This window comes from Aquabacterium sp. (assembly GCF_016234775.1).
Classification (GTDB): domain Bacteria; phylum Pseudomonadota; class Gammaproteobacteria; order Burkholderiales; family Burkholderiaceae_C; genus Aquabacterium.
Genome location: NZ_JACRAH010000008.1, coordinates 25,721 through 39,927, shown reverse-complemented (window position 1 = coordinate 39,927; position 14,207 = coordinate 25,721). Strand labels below are relative to the sequence as shown.

Annotated in this window: 12 protein-coding genes; 5 read left to right on the top strand and 7 right to left on the bottom strand. The window is 63.1% G+C overall.

Translation table 11 applies throughout. From position 1 onward, the window contains the following. Positions 1 to 2: 2 nt before the first annotated feature. From purU to HY836_RS03305, 6 genes are all read right to left on the bottom strand, one after another. Positions 3 to 887, bottom strand: coding sequence for a formyltetrahydrofolate deformylase (purU, locus tag HY836_RS03330; protein ID WP_290673560.1), 885 nt, complete (start codon positions 885 to 887; stop codon positions 3 to 5). 113 nt (positions 888 to 1,000) lie between these two features. Continuing rightward, on the bottom strand, positions 1,001 to 1,843 hold the full coding sequence (locus HY836_RS03325) for a PEP-CTERM sorting domain-containing protein (protein WP_290673558.1): 843 nt from the start codon (positions 1,841 to 1,843) through the stop codon (positions 1,001 to 1,003). Positions 1,844 to 2,070: 227 nt separating this feature from the next. Further along, positions 2,071 to 2,286, bottom strand: coding sequence for a zinc-finger domain-containing protein (locus tag HY836_RS03320; protein WP_290673556.1), 216 nt, complete (start codon positions 2,284 to 2,286; stop codon positions 2,071 to 2,073). A 20-nt stretch (positions 2,287 to 2,306) separates the two neighbouring features. Beyond that, a complete protein-coding gene (locus HY836_RS03315; protein ID WP_290673554.1) occupies positions 2,307 to 3,230 on the bottom strand; it encodes a branched-chain amino acid transaminase in 924 nt (307 codons plus the stop codon). 106 nt (positions 3,231 to 3,336) lie between these two features. Continuing rightward, the gene (locus HY836_RS03310; protein ID WP_290673552.1) at positions 3,337 to 4,542 is read right to left on the bottom strand and encodes an acetate/propionate family kinase; all 1,206 of its coding nucleotides are present in this window, start codon (positions 4,540 to 4,542) and stop codon (positions 3,337 to 3,339) included. Between the two features lie 6 nt (positions 4,543 to 4,548). Beyond that, positions 4,549 to 5,958: a bifunctional enoyl-CoA hydratase/phosphate acetyltransferase gene (locus HY836_RS03305; RefSeq protein WP_290673550.1), complete on the bottom strand. Its 1,410-nt coding sequence runs from the start codon at positions 5,956 to 5,958 to the stop codon at positions 4,549 to 4,551. A 173-nt stretch (positions 5,959 to 6,131) separates the two neighbouring features. Here HY836_RS03305 and HY836_RS03300 point away from each other — a divergent pair, with 173 nt between their 5' ends. Continuing rightward, positions 6,132 to 8,447 carry an FdhF/YdeP family oxidoreductase gene (locus tag HY836_RS03300; protein WP_290673548.1) on the top strand — a complete coding sequence of 772 codons (2,316 nt, stop codon included), beginning with the start codon at positions 6,132 to 6,134 and terminating at the stop codon, positions 8,445 to 8,447. Further along, positions 8,444 to 9,256, top strand: coding sequence for a formate dehydrogenase accessory sulfurtransferase FdhD (fdhD, locus tag HY836_RS03295; RefSeq protein WP_290673546.1), 813 nt, complete (start codon positions 8,444 to 8,446; stop codon positions 9,254 to 9,256). Before HY836_RS03300 ends, fdhD begins: the two co-directional genes overlap by 4 nt. On the opposite strand, the gene HY836_RS03290 is transcribed toward fdhD, so the two are convergent. Then, positions 9,240 to 10,457: a GGDEF domain-containing protein gene (locus HY836_RS03290; RefSeq protein ID WP_290673544.1), complete on the bottom strand. Its 1,218-nt coding sequence runs from the start codon at positions 10,455 to 10,457 to the stop codon at positions 9,240 to 9,242. The genes fdhD and HY836_RS03290 overlap by 17 nt on opposite strands. A 219-nt stretch (positions 10,458 to 10,676) precedes the next feature. Between HY836_RS03290 and HY836_RS03285 the strand changes: the two genes are divergently transcribed. The 3 genes from HY836_RS03285 (at position 10,677) to HY836_RS03275 (ending at position 14,144) form a co-directional block, all read left to right on the top strand. Next, positions 10,677 to 12,239 (top strand): DUF2306 domain-containing protein, encoded by a 1,563-nt coding sequence (locus HY836_RS03285; protein WP_290673542.1) that lies wholly within the window; start codon positions 10,677 to 10,679, stop codon positions 12,237 to 12,239. A gap of 31 nt (positions 12,240 to 12,270) precedes the next feature. After that, positions 12,271 to 13,179 (top strand): alpha/beta fold hydrolase, encoded by a 909-nt coding sequence (locus tag HY836_RS03280; protein ID WP_290673540.1) that lies wholly within the window; start codon positions 12,271 to 12,273, stop codon positions 13,177 to 13,179. Between the two features lie 65 nt (positions 13,180 to 13,244). Then, a complete protein-coding gene (locus HY836_RS03275; protein ID WP_290673538.1) occupies positions 13,245 to 14,144 on the top strand; it encodes a LysR substrate-binding domain-containing protein in 900 nt (299 codons plus the stop codon). Positions 14,145 to 14,207 lie beyond the last annotated feature (63 nt).

Below are 14,207 nucleotides of genomic sequence, written 5' to 3'. Positions count from 1 at the left end.
TGCTACTTGAAGACGACGGTCTTGTGACCGTTCATCAGCACGCGGTGCTCGGTGTGCCACTTCACGGCACGCGCCAGCACCACGCATTCGACGTCGCGGCCCACGGCGGTGAAGTCCTCGGGGCTGAGGGTGTGGTCCACGCGCTCGACATCCTGCTCGATGATGGGGCCTTCATCCAGATCGGCCGTCACGTAGTGGGCCGTGGCACCGATCAGCTTCACACCGCGATCGTGCGCCTGGTAGTAAGGCTTGGCGCCCTTGAAACTGGGCAGGAAGCTGTGGTGGATGTTGATGGCTCGGCCCTTGAGGAAGGCGCAGAACTCGGGGCTGAGGATCTGCATGTAGCGGGCCAGCACGACCAGGTCGATGCCTTCCTTGTCCACCAGTGCCTCGACCATTTTTTCCTGCTCGCGCTTGACCTCGGCGCTGGACCCCGTGGGCAGCGGCAGGTGGTGGAAGGGGATGCCATAGCTGGCAGCCAACTCGGCGTAATCAGGGTGGTTGGAGACGATGGCCGGGATGTCGATGGGCAACCAACCCGAGCGCCAGCGGAACAGCAGGTCATTGAAGCAGTGCCCGTGCTTGCTGACCATGATCAGCACGCGGGGCTTGCGGGACAGGGCGTTGATGCGCGCCGTCATGCTGAACTGCTGGCGCACATGGCCGAACAGGTTATCCAGCGTGTCGACACTGGCCAGATGGGGCGGCGCTTCGAAATGCACGCGCATGAAGAACAGGCCTGTGCTGTCTTCGCTTTGCACATCACCGAACTGCTGCGAGTCGATGATGTTGCAGCCCGCCTGGTACAGCAGGCCGGAAACGGCGTGGACGATACCCTTGGCGTCCTGGCAGGACAGGGTCAGAACGAATTCTTGCGAGGTCTTCATGGTGACGCAGATTGTAGAGTGCGTCCATGAAACTGCTCAGCGACTCACGCAATCTCCAGGCATCCGAACTCAGTCACCCACACGATCGGATCCTGGCGAACGCAGAAACAGGCTCAAGCCACCTTGCGGCGACGCGACACCACCACGGCCACCCCAGCCAGGACCATGGCGATGGCGCCAGGTTCCGGCACGGCCGAAACCTCCGACACTTTCAGTGAGGTGCCCGAGATCACGAACTCCACCCAATGGGTGTTGCCGTCGTTGAAACGGCCCTCAGGGCAAAGACCAGCCCTGGAACCACCATCCAGACACATGCCGTTCTGAATCAAGCGCACGCTCGCCTCGAACACACGACTGGGTGCTGCCAGGGCGGTGAAGCTGTTGGCCGGATCGAAGTTGCGTTGGCCGCCGAACATGTCGTCGCCATAACGCTGGTAAGCCGAGATCTGAACCTTTTCAGCGCATTGCCCATCATTAGGGCACCAGGCCGTGCGCGCATCCATGCCAAACAGGCCGTAGCTGTCGCCCTGCCCCCATACCGGGTCGTTCTTGGGATTCTCCACAAACAGGCGGTGATACTCGCTGGCACCGCTCACATCCACGGCCAAAGTGACGCCATTGACCGTGAAGCTCGCCGAGCGGATGGGGCCATTGCCCACCGTCCCCAGGAAGCTGGGGTAGGCCGGTGCGTGATAGAAGTACCAGTTCGGCTCGTTGCCTGGGTAGTTGGGCCTGGCCAGATCCGCGTCGTAAATGACGGAGACGCTGGCGGCCATACCGTTGAGGTTGTAGCCGGTATGGGGGCCGGTGTAGACCGAGTTCAGATAGGCGTCGTAGCCGGACGAAATCGTGCCGGTGACCGTGACCTGCATCAGCTTCTCGGCGCGCGCAGCACCCGATACGGACAAGCCGGCAACCAGTGCCAGCACCGAGGCTGCAAGTGATTTGTTGATCATGACCCGAGCCCCCTGAAAGGCAAGAAATTGTGAAATTGGTCACAGTTTCCATGATCTCAACAGGGTGATGAAACCCCTTGAAAAGGGGGAATGCGGTCAGCTTGCGTGTATTCCCCCTGGCACACGGGGCACCACACCCCGGGCATTCCCGTATCGCAGGAAATAGCCCGCCCAGAAACACAAAAGCCCGGCACAAGACCGGGCTTTTGTTGAAGCAAACGCGAAGCTCAGTGGCCGTGGCCGATGTGCTCGCCTTCCTTGACCTTGTAGACGGTGCCGCAATAAGGGCAGGTGCCCTCGCCTTCGTGGGCCACGTCGATGTAGACGCGGGGATGGTGATTCCAGATCGGCATCTTCGGGTTCGGGCAGAAGACCACGCCGGGGCCCTGCACGTCGGCCGCCGTCACTTCCACCACAGCCTTCGGTTTTTGCGTGTTGCTCATGGAGGTGTCCTTGGGATCTATCAGACCTTGGTCAGCCACTCGGCGTACTTGGGATTGCGGCCGTTGACGATGTCAAAGAACGCCGCCTGGATCTTCTCGGTGATGGGGCCGCGCGAGCCAATGCCGATCTGGACGCGGTCCAGTTCGCGGATCGGGGTCACTTCAGCGGCGGTGCCGGTGAAGAAGGCCTCATCACAGATGTAGACCTCGTCGCGGGTGATGCGCTTTTCCTTGATCTCCAGACCCATGTCCTTGGCGATCGCGAAAATGGTGTTGCGGGTGATGCCGTTCAGGGCGCCCGCCGACAGGTCAGGCGTGAAGATCACGCCGTTCTTGATGATGAACAGGTTCTCACCAGCGCCTTCGGACACGAAACCGGCGCTGTCCAGCAGCATGGCTTCGTCGTAGCCGTCATCCGTGGCTTCCATATTGGCCAGGATGGAGTTGGTGTAGTTGCTCACCGCCTTGGCCTGCGTCATCGTGATGTTGACGTGGTGGCGGGTGTAGCTGGAGGTCTTGACGCGGATGCCACGCTTCATGCCCTCTTCGCCCAGGTAGGCGCCCCAAGTCCAGGCGGCCACCATGACGTGCACCTTGGCACCCTTGGGGCTCACGCCCAGCTTTTCAGAGCCCAGCCACACCAGAGGGCGGATGTAGCCGCTCTCGAGGTTGTTGGCCTTGACCACATCGAGTTGAGCCTGGCTGATCTGCTCTTGCGTGAAGGGCATGGGCATGCGCAGGATCTTGGCGCTGTTGAACAGGCGCTCGGTGTGCTCGCGCAGGCGGAAGATCGCCGGGCCGTTGACCGTGTTGTAGGCGCGCACGCCTTCGAAGGCGCCACAGCCGTAGTGCAGCGTGTGGGTCAGCACGTGGATCTTGGCATCGCGCCACTCCACCATTTCGCCGTCCATCCAGATCTTGCCGTCGCGATCGTCCATCGACATGGGAAATCCTCTCAAAGGGGGTTGCGCCCCGTGAAATTGGGAGGGGTCGCTCATCGAACCTTAGATTGTAGCGCTGCTACGCCCCCTATCCCGTGGGCGCATCCCCCTAGGACGCAGCCAGCACCAGGCGTGCCGTGTGGCGGGCAATCATCAGCTCTTCATTGGTGGGGATGACCCAGACCGTGACGCGGCTGTCCGGTTTGCTGATGCGCAAGGCCTGCCCGTCGGCCACGGCTTGCACATTGGCCGATTCGTCCAGGTCGAAGCCCAGCCAGGCAGCCTGGCGGCAGACCTGCTCGCGGATCGGCGCGGCGTGTTCACCAATGCCGGCGGTGAACACAATGGCATCCAGCCCGCCCAGGGCCGCTGCCAGTGAACCCAGTTCGCGCCCGATGCGGTACACGTAGAGCTCCACCGCCTCACGAGCCTTGTCGCTGTCGCTGTCCAGCAAGGTGCGCATGTCCGACGACAGACCAGACACCCCCAGCAAGCCAGACTCGCTGTAGAGCAGATGCTCGATCTGGCGGGCATTCAGGCCGCGCTGGTCCATCAACCAGATCAGCACGCCCGCGTCGATGTTGCCGCAGCGGGTGCCCATGGGCAGGCCATCCAGGGCCGTGAAGCCCATCGTGCTGGCCACACTGAGCCCGCCTTGCAAGGCGCACATGCTGGAGCCATTGCCCAGGTGCATCACCACCGTGCGCCCTTTGGCGGCATGGGTATCGACATGCGGCAGGCGCGAGGCGATGTACTCGTATGACAGGCCATGAAAGCCATAACGGCGCACGCCCGCCTCGTGAAGTTCGGCGGGCAACGCAAAGCGTGTGGCCACCTCCGGGTTGCCGGTGTGGAAGGCCGTGTCAAAACAGGCGACTTGCGGCAGATGCGGCGCCAGCTTGCGCAAGGCCTTCACGGGCGAGAGGTTGTGCGGCTGATGCAGCGGTGCCAGCGAGATCAAGCTGGCCAGCTCCGCCATCACGGTATCGTCCAGCAGCACGGGCTCGTGGAAGTGCACGCCACCATGCACCACGCGGTGCCCAACGGCTTTCAGGTGGTGCCCATCCAGAAACGGCGGCAAGGCTTGCAGCAGGTAGGCCAGGGCCTGCTCGTGGCCCATGTGCTCACCATGCGCCCAGCGTTGCTCCAGCAAGACCTGGTTGCGGGCGTCCTTGGCGATGGCATGGGCACCGTTCGTGCTGTTCCCCAGGCCCTCCACCTGACCATGCAGCAGCGGCTTGAAGGCCTTGGAGGTGAACACCGAAAACTTCAGGCTCGACGAACCCGCGTTGATGACGGCAATGGCGTCGGTCATGTCCGGCTACCCCTGTTGACCGCCGGATGCGGCCTTGGCACGCGAATGCGCCAGCAGCTTGAGCACGGCGGTGGACGCCAGCCGGGTGCGCACCGAATCAGCGCGGCTGGTCAGCACGATAGGCACGCGCGTACCCAGCACGATGCCGGCGCTGTCGGCCCCCGCCAGATACTGCAGTTGCTTGGCCACCATGTTGCCCGCCTCGATATTGGGCACGACGAGGATGTCCGCCAGGCCGGCTACCGGCGAGTTGATGTGCTTGGTACGCGCGGCTTCCACGCTCACGGCATTGTCAAAAGCCAGGGGGCCGTCCACCAGGCCGCCGGTGATCTGACCACGATCGGCCATCTTGCACAGCATGGCAGCGTCGATGGTGGCGGGCATGTCGGGGTTGACCGTCTCGACCGCAGCCAGGATGGCCACGCGCGGCTCGGGCACACCCAACACATGAGCCAGGTCGATCGCGTTCTGCACGATGTCGACCTTGTCGACGATGGTGGGCGCCACGTTCACGGCGGCATCGGTCACCAGCAGCATGCGCGGGTAGGTGGGCACGTCCATCACGAAGACATGGCTGATGCGGCGCCCGGTGCGCAGGCCCGTGGCCGAAGGCACGACGGCCCCCATCAGCTCATCGGTGTGCAAGCTGCCCTTCATCAGGGCCTGAACCTCGCCATTGCGGGCCAGCGCCACCGCCTGCTCAGCGGCGGCGTGACTGTGTTCCGTGTCCACCAGGCGATAGGCCGAGATGTCCCAGCCTCCGGCCTTGGCCACGGCCTCGATCTTCGCACGTGGCCCCACCAGCACAGGGTCGATCAGGCCGTGCTTGGCCGCTTCAAGCGCACCGGCCAGCGAATCGGCATCACAAGGGTGCACCACTGCACAAGGAACGGGCGGATAGCTTTCACACGCGGTGAACAGGCGGCCGAACACATCGTTGCGGCGCAAGATCACGGCAGCTTGCTCGCGTTGGTCCACGGTCTGATTGCGGGTGGGCGCCACCACCGTCACCCGCCCGTTGAGCAACACGGTCTCGCCACGTGTCACCACACAGTCCAGCAGCAGGCGATCAGGCGGCAGCTTGTTCATCACGGTGACCTTGGCCTGCAACTGGTCGCCCATGCTGACCTGCCCCGCGTACTCCAGATGATGGCCCACGATATTCGTACCGGGACCAGGCAGGCGGCGCTTGATCACGCCATGGATGAGCGCCTCTGCGCTCACCCCCTCACAGACCGGATCCCTCAGGCCCGCAGGTTGGCCATCCGCCGCCAGCCAGGAGGCGTCACCCGACACCAGGGCCAGCAACTCCACGTCATCACGTGTGACGCTGTAGTCCACGCACACGCTGGCGCCCACGTTGATCTGGTCATAGGTCTGGTTGCTGAAAGTGGTCACGGCGTTCACATCGTTCATGGTTGGCGGCATCCATGTTCTGCGGAAATGATGACAAGCATAGGTCAGGAAGGCCCAGATGGCGTGTGGCCATGCTCAGGCATCTGCACTCGCTTGATGCAGGTCCAGATATTGCCAGTACCTGATCGCCTGCGTACAGTGCGCAGGACTGTTCATTTCAAGGCGGATGCAAGGTGAGTGAATCCAAGATCGAGGTCTACAAGGCGCCCGCCGGTGGCTGGGGGGCCTTGCGCAGCGTGGCGAAACAGCTGTTGCAGCACCGCATTGCCGCCAAGGGTGCCCGCACGCTGCTGTCGGCCAACCAGCCTGACGGCTTTGACTGCCCGGGCTGCGCCTGGCCAGACCGCGAGCACACATCCACTTTCGAATTCTGCGAAAACGGCGTCAAGGCGGTGGCCGCCGAAGCCACGGCCGAGCGCGCCACACCCGAGCGCATCGGCCAGCACACGGTGACCGAGATGCTGGCCTGGACCGACCACGCGCTCGAAGACATGGGCCGCCTGACCGAACCCCTGCAGTACGACGCCAGCACGGACCGCTACCGCGCCATCACCTGGGATGAGGCCTTCGCCCTGATCGCGAAACACTTGCAGGCCCTGCCCTCGCCCGACCAGGCCATCTTCTACACCTCCGGGCGCACCAGCAACGAAGCGGCTTTCCTGTACCAGTTGTTCGTGCGCGCATACGGCACCAACAACTTCCCCGACTGCTCCAATATGTGCCACGAGCCCAGCGGCATGGGCCTCAAGGAGAGCGTGGGTGTGGGCAAAGGCACCGTCACCCTGGAGGATTTCCAGCTGGCTGACGCCATCGTGATCTTCGGACAGAACCCCGGCACCAACCACCCGCGCATGCTGGGCGAACTGCATGCCGCTGCACGGCGCGGCGCCCGCATCCTGAGCTTCAACCCCTTGCGCGAGCGCGGGCTGGAGCGTTTTGCGGATCCGCAGAACCTGCTGGAGATGGCCACACTGAGCGGCACGCCCATCACATCGGACTATTTCCAGCTGCGCGTGGGTGGCGACATCGCGGCCATCAAGGGCATCAGCAAGGCCCTGTTCGAACTGGACGATGCCGCGCGAGACGCGGGCAGCCCCAGGGTGCTGGACCTGGACTTCATCGCAGCCCACACCAGTGGCTTCGACACCTTCGAGGCCGATGTGCGCCGCGAAACGTGGGCCTTGCTGGAAGCCGAATCGGGCCTGCGCGAAGCCCAGTTGCGCGCGGCCGCCACCGTCATGGCCACGTCGGACAAGGTCATTGCCTGTTGGGGCATGGGCATCACCCAGCACCGCCATGGTGTGGCAGCCGTTCAGATGATCAGCAACCTGCTGTTGATGCGTGGCCACATCGGCCGCCCCGGTGCCGGTCTGTGCCCCGTGCGTGGCCACAGCAATGTGCAGGGTGACCGCACCATGGGCATCTATGAAAAGCCGTCCAAGGCCTTTCTGGACCGGATCGCGCTGGTCTTCGGCTTCGAGCCGCCACGCCATGAGGGCTTTGACACCATCGGCGCCATCGAAGCCATGCGCGATGGCCGCGCCAGCGTGTTCTTCGGCATGGGCGGCAACTTTGCCGCCGCCACGCCCGACACCGAGGCCACACACGCCGCCCTCAGGCGATGTGCCCTGACGGTGCACGTGGCCACCAAGTTCAACCGCAGCCACCTGGTGCACGGGCGTGAAGCCCTGGTCCTGCCCTGCCTGGGGCGCACCGAGATCGACATGCAGGGGGGCGTCCCGCAACACGTCAGCGTGGAAGACTCGATGAGCAAGGTGCACCTGTCTGCGGGCATCAACGCACCCGCATCGCCCCATCTGCTGTCCGAACCCATGATCGTGGCCCGGCTGGCCGAGCTCACCTTGCCCCACAGCCGCACACCGTGGCGCTGGCTGGTGGAAGACTACGACCGCATCCGGGATCGCATCGCCGACGTGTTCGACGAGTTCAAGGACTTCAACGAGCGCGTGCACAAGCCTGGCGGCTTTCGCCTGCGCAACACCGCCAGCGAACGCGTGTGGATGACCAGCACGGGCAAGGCGCGCTTCATGCCCCATGCCGTGCCGGTGGACACCGCCTTGCACAAGGCGCGCGCCGAACTGGGCGCCGACGTGTTCACGCTGACCACCATCCGCGCCCACGACCAGTACAACACGACCGTGTATGGCCTGGATGATCGCTATCGGGGCGTGTACGGGCAGAGACGGGTGCTGTTCATCAACCCCGCTGATCGCGCAGACAGGGGATGGGCCGCTGGCGCCTGGGTCGACATCCACAGCTGGGCGGAGGACGGACAGACGCGACAGGCCAGGCAATTCAAGCTGGTGGACTATGACATCCCGCGCGCCTGTGTGGCCGCCTATTACCCCGAGACCAACGCGCTGGTGCCACTGGACAGCCATGCCATCGGGGCACGCACACCCACGTCCAAGTCGATACCCGTGTGCCTGCACCCTTGCGATACGCCTGCAGAGGCCTGCGCCACATGAACGGCCACGCCACACGTGCAGTCCACGTCATGCGGCACCGGGCCAACCAGACGGACTGGGCCACCGATCAAGTCATCTGCGAACGGCCCGTGGCCATGGTCTTCAACGGCATCTCGCACGCGGTGATGATGACCACGCCCACCGAGCTGGAAGACTTCGGCCTGGGCTTTGCCTTGTCGGAAGGCCTCATTGCCACGCCCGCAGACTGCCACGACATCGAGCTGCATGACAGCGACATGGGCACCGAAGTGCGCATGCAGATCAGCCAGCGTGCCTTCGCAGCCTTGCAGGCACACCGGCGCACGCTCAGCGGCCGAACCGGCTGCGGCCTGTGTGGCCTCGACAGCCTGCAGACACTGCAAGACCAGCTCCCTGATCCCCTTTCAATGTCAGGCAGATCCCCCACGCCACCGGCCAGCCTCATCCTTCAAGCCGTGAACGCCCTGCAAGCTCGTCAGGCCCTGCAAACCGCCACGGGCGGCTGCCATGCTGCCGCCTGGGCCGACCTGCAAGGCCAGGTCCAGTTCTTGTGTGAAGACGTCGGCCGCCACAATGCGTTGGACAAGCTCATCGGCAAGCTGGCGCGTTCGCACTGGGCACCTGATCAGGGGTTCGTGGTGATCACCAGTCGCGCCAGCCACGAACTGGTCAGCAAATGCGCGCGGGTCGGCATTGGCGCCCTGGCCGCCATCTCCGCGCCGACATCCATGGCCATCGACCTGGCGTGCCGCACAGGCCTTGGGTTATACGGCTTTTGCCGTGGTGATCAGGCTGTGCACTACACCGCACCGTTCACGACGCACTGCTGACGTTGACAGCGTCGGAAGGCCCGCCAGTGAGCGCAGGCTCCAGCGCCAGTTCGGTGCGATTGCGCCCCAGTGCCTTGGCCCTGTAAAGCGCCTCGTCCGCCCGCTCAATGGCCTTGTCCATGGCTTCCAGCGGCATCAACTCGGCCACACCGGCTGAAAACTGCACACGCAAACTGGGTGCCTGTTGCGGTCCTGCCGCTTGTGCCAACCCATCGCGAACCCGCTCCATGGCTGTCACAGCCTCATCAACTCGGGTTCCTGTCAGCAGGACCAGAAACTCCTCGCCACCCCAACGGGCCACCAGATCGGTTTCGCGCAACACCTTGCGCACCTCCTGGGAGAACAGACACAAAACGTCATCGCCCACGGCATGGCCATGACTGTCGTTGATGCGCTTGAAGTGATCCAGGTCGATCAAAGCCAGAGAACAACCTGACCCGTTGCGGGACTGCAGCTTGACGTGGTGCATGATCATGTCGCGCATGCAACGGCGATTGAGCAGGCCGGTCAGTTCGTCCCGGTCGGCCAGCGTCTTGATGTGCGCCAACGCCAGGATCAGGTCATCCTTCTGCTGGTGCAGTTTGGCACGCATGCTGGTGAGTTGCGCCCCGAGCAGGGACACCGGCGGCAGAATCGTCAACAGTACGATGAAGTGAACCAGCTCGGTCGTCGGGTCATATGTCTGCGGCCACAGGATACCCAGCATGGTGGTCGTCACCCCCATCACCAGCAAGGCGTTCACGCTGACAAACAACTGTCCGCGCAACTTGAGCTTGAACATGGCGAAGAAAAGGATGATGACCTGCAGCGATAACATCGCGCCGCGCACCGGGCTCATCACCGCATAAAACAGCGCGCCCGAGAACTGCGCCGCCACGATCTGGGATCCCGTCAGCGACGGATCCTGAAAGCGGCGGTTCCAGCCACTGCGCAGCGCGCCGTAATAGCTGAGCGCAATCAGCAAGCTCGTGATTTCATACACGCGCACGCCAGCATGTGAAAGTTGCCAGCGGCGCAAACCGAACTCGCACAATCCCCACCCGACGGCATACACAAAGGTGGCCAGCAGGGAGCGGCCAATGCGCACGCGCTGCTTGGGGTCATCGCTCAACACCGCGTTCAAAAGCCAGGTCGAGACGGGCCGCCGTGCGTGAGACGCACGGGCATCCCCCGGCTGAGTATGGGTAGCAAGATCAGGCATGACAAGAGGGTGTCGGCACGCCAGGCCCCGCCTTGAGATGCGGACAAGGGCCGGATTGTTCAAGCTACGTCGAAGCGTGAACAGGGGCACGCAGGCCACGGTTTAGCGCAGCTTAAGCGCGAGCAAGGAATCATCGTTTGTCACAGGTATGGCCAGACCATAGAGTCGAGCCCGCTCATGGTCAACTCGTCCATGAGGCTTGCCCAAGGCGCACCGACGATGTCATCTTCCTCTCCCACACTTCGAACGGCCCCCAAGGCCTCGTTCAACTGGCTGTCCACGCTTTATGTGGTGCTCATCGCCCTGATCATGTCCGGTACGGGCTGGTTGGCCCTGCGCGAAGGCAACACGCGCTACATGCTGCCGTTCCGAACCGACCATGTGGCGGAACTGGCCAGCCAGCAGGCTCGTCTGCTTCGGCAGCAGCCCACGATGGAGAACATCGAAAAATACAGCCCTGAACTGGCCACGCTGTCCAAAGGAACAGATGCGCAGCGCTTCGTGGACTCCAGGCTGATCGAGCATGGTCTCTACCTCGCGCAGATGCCCCGCCTCAACCAGATCCTGCTGACATCTCACATCTTCACGGGCGTGGCCTGCATGCTGTTGGGGGGATGGCAGTTCTGGCCCGCCTTCAGAAAGCGCTTCATGCGCCTGCACCGCCTGATCGGTGGCATCTATGTGGTCACGGTACCGATCTCGGTGCTCCTGTCCTTCGCCTACCTGACGGTAACCGCGCCGCACAATCTGTACACGCGGCTCACCGCCTGGGTGGCACTGTGGCTGTTCGGTACCGTGGCACTGGTGTCGGTTGGTGCGGCCGTCCACGCGCTGAAACAGCGTCGCATCCACGAGCACATGGGCTACATGGCCCTGTCTTTCGCCTGCATGCTGGTGGCGCCCATGCTGCGACTGAACTGGGTGATGCTGGCCTGGCTGTTTCCGCACATCGATCAGGAAACCCTGAGCCTGGTCACCATGGGCATCATGATGCCGGAATGCCTGCTCATCGGCTATGGGCTCATTCACGTCAATCGCCAATACGACCGCACCATGACGCGCCGGACGCCATCCGACATGACACGCATCGCGCAACAAACTTTCCAGCGCGCCATGCCGCTTTGGTATGCACTTGCTGCTGGCGCACTGGTAATCAGCGTGATGCACTTTGCATATGGCCTGGGCATGTCCGGCACAGAGAGCGCAAACAAGATGGTGAACGCAGCCTTGCTTGATCGCGAAGCCCTCGCGCTGCGCGATCACCCCCTGGTTCGCATTGCCTTTGCCTTGTCTTCCAGCCTGGCATTGCTGCTCGGCCTGCATCTGTTCAACCGCCTGCTGAACCAGGCCCCAGCGAAAACGCTGCATGCCAGCTTGAAAGGCATGGCGCGAGGCATGCTGATTTTGTCGATGCTGGCTGGCACCGGCGCCATCTACCTGGGCTGGCACATCGGTCTGGCACCTGCCCAGCAGTGGCTCTCTGGCGGCACGCTCTACACCACCAGTGGCGCCTTGATCCTGCTGTTCGCTGCCGTCATGGCGGGCAACATCGCCAAGGGACATCTGGCCATGTTGAAGGAAAGCCTGGCCTTCCTGTTGTGCCTGCTGCCTTTCGCACCGCTGCTGCTGATCTACCTGTGGGTGCTGCAATGGCTGCCAATCCCTGCGGACTACATCCAGCAAGGGCAAGGCTATGTGCTGGCCGCAGGTTCGTGCGGCACGCTGATGTTTGCCGCCATGTTCTACGCCGTGCTGGGCCAGGCCAGCCGGGAGCATGGCTGATCCTCGGCGCCGAACACAGGACGCCCATCCCATGAAAAAGCCAAACTTGTTTGTCGATGCAGCGCCAGGCGTCCGTCTGGCCGTCCATACCTGGGGGCAGGCCCCCACGGCCGAACAACCCCGCGAAACCTTGCTCTTGCTGCACGGCTTTCCCGACCGGGCCGTGTTCTGGGAAAAGGTAGCAACAAAACTGTCCAGGTCCTTCTACGTCGTGGCATACGACATGCGCGGTTGCGGCCAATCGTCCCACATCACCGGCCGTCGCCATTACCACTACACCCCGCTGATCAACGATCTGTACGCCGTGATCAAGGCTGTGAGCCCCCAAGGCAAGGTGCATCTGGTCGGCCACGACTGGGGCGCACTGTATGGCTGGGATGCCATTTACGATCCCCGTGCGGCCCGCCACATTGCCTCCTTTGTGACCATGGCCCCCAGCCTCAATCAGGTGGGCCTGTGGATGCGTCAGCGCCTGCTGCGCCCAAGCCCTGGCAACCTGGGGCAACTGCTGCACCAGGCCATGGTCAGCAACGGGCTGATGACCTTCTTCACGCTGCCCATCCTGCCGGAACTGATGTGGCGATCTGGTATCGCCACGAAGATGTTCCACTTCTTCATGCGGCGTTTTGAACGGCTGGCCTATGAACCTCAAGAGGGCGTGGAAGGCGATGCGATGCGCTACCTGGGCATCTACCGCGCCAACCTGCTGCAACAAGTGATGCGCCCTCAGCCCGTCAAGACCACCCCCATTCCCGTTCACGCCCTCATCGCCTCTCGCGACCCTTTCCTGCCCCCTCGCGTGTTCGAGGGATGCAGGCAGTGGGCCACGCACTACAGCGAAAGCCATGTGGATGCCGCCCATTGGGCACCACTGAGTCAACCGGGGGCCTTGGCGCGAACGATTGGCGCCATGGCCAGGGCACATTCCGTCTGCACATGAAGCCCCATCTGGCCAGCAGTGATAATGAAAGGCGCCATACAAGCAGCACCACTCATCCGTCCCGTATGCAGAAACCCCCACCGCTTCAACTGCTCCCCGCTTTCGAAGCGGCTGCTCGCCTGCTGAGCTTCAGCAAGGCCGCAGGCGAATTGCATCTGACCACCGCAGCCATCAGCCAGCAAATCAAACAGTTGGAGGGGCATCTGGGCATGCCTCTGTTCCGTCGCCTCACCCGGCGAGTCGAGTTGACCGACGCAGGCTCGGCCTTTGCTGAAGTGGTAGGCCAGACCTTGAGCACCTATCGGGTGGGCCATGCCGATCTGCTGCATCGCTACACACGCCCTGTACTGCGCTTGAGTGCCTCACTGTTCGTGGCCCACGAACTGCTGATCCCGCGTCTGGGTGAGTTTCAATCGACCTACCCCCATGTCGACGTTCGCCTGGAGGCCAGCATGGATCTGGTCGATTTCGAGCATGACCCGGTGGATGCAGCCATCCGCCTGGGCAGCGGCAACTGGCCCGGACTGGTGGCCTTGCCCTTGTGCACCTGCCAGGCCACCTTGGTGGCATCGCCTGAGCTGCTGCGTGACAAGCCGATCCACAATCTGGCTGACCTGAAGCAGCACACCCTTATCCATCCTCGCCAGAACCACGCTGACTGGGATGTCGTCGCCCGCTTCGCCAACCTGCCCCGACTGGAACGGCAGGGCGATCTGATCCTGGACTCCGACCTTGCCGCGCTCAAGGCGGCAGAAGCCGGCCTGGGCGTCACCTTGATCGTGACACCAACCGGCGCGCCGTTGTTGCGCTCGCGCCATCTGAGCGCAGTGATGCCGCCAGTGACACTGCCTATGCAGGCCTACTTTGTCTTCCGTCCCAACGATGGCAAGGAAGCCTTGCTGATGGACGCCTACAACTGGATTCGTCAGACCATCAACAATTTCGCCGACTCGACCACCATATAGTCCAATCGGCTCAGGCCGGTATGAATGGGTGCCACAAGGAGATACGAGCATGGAGGCCTGACC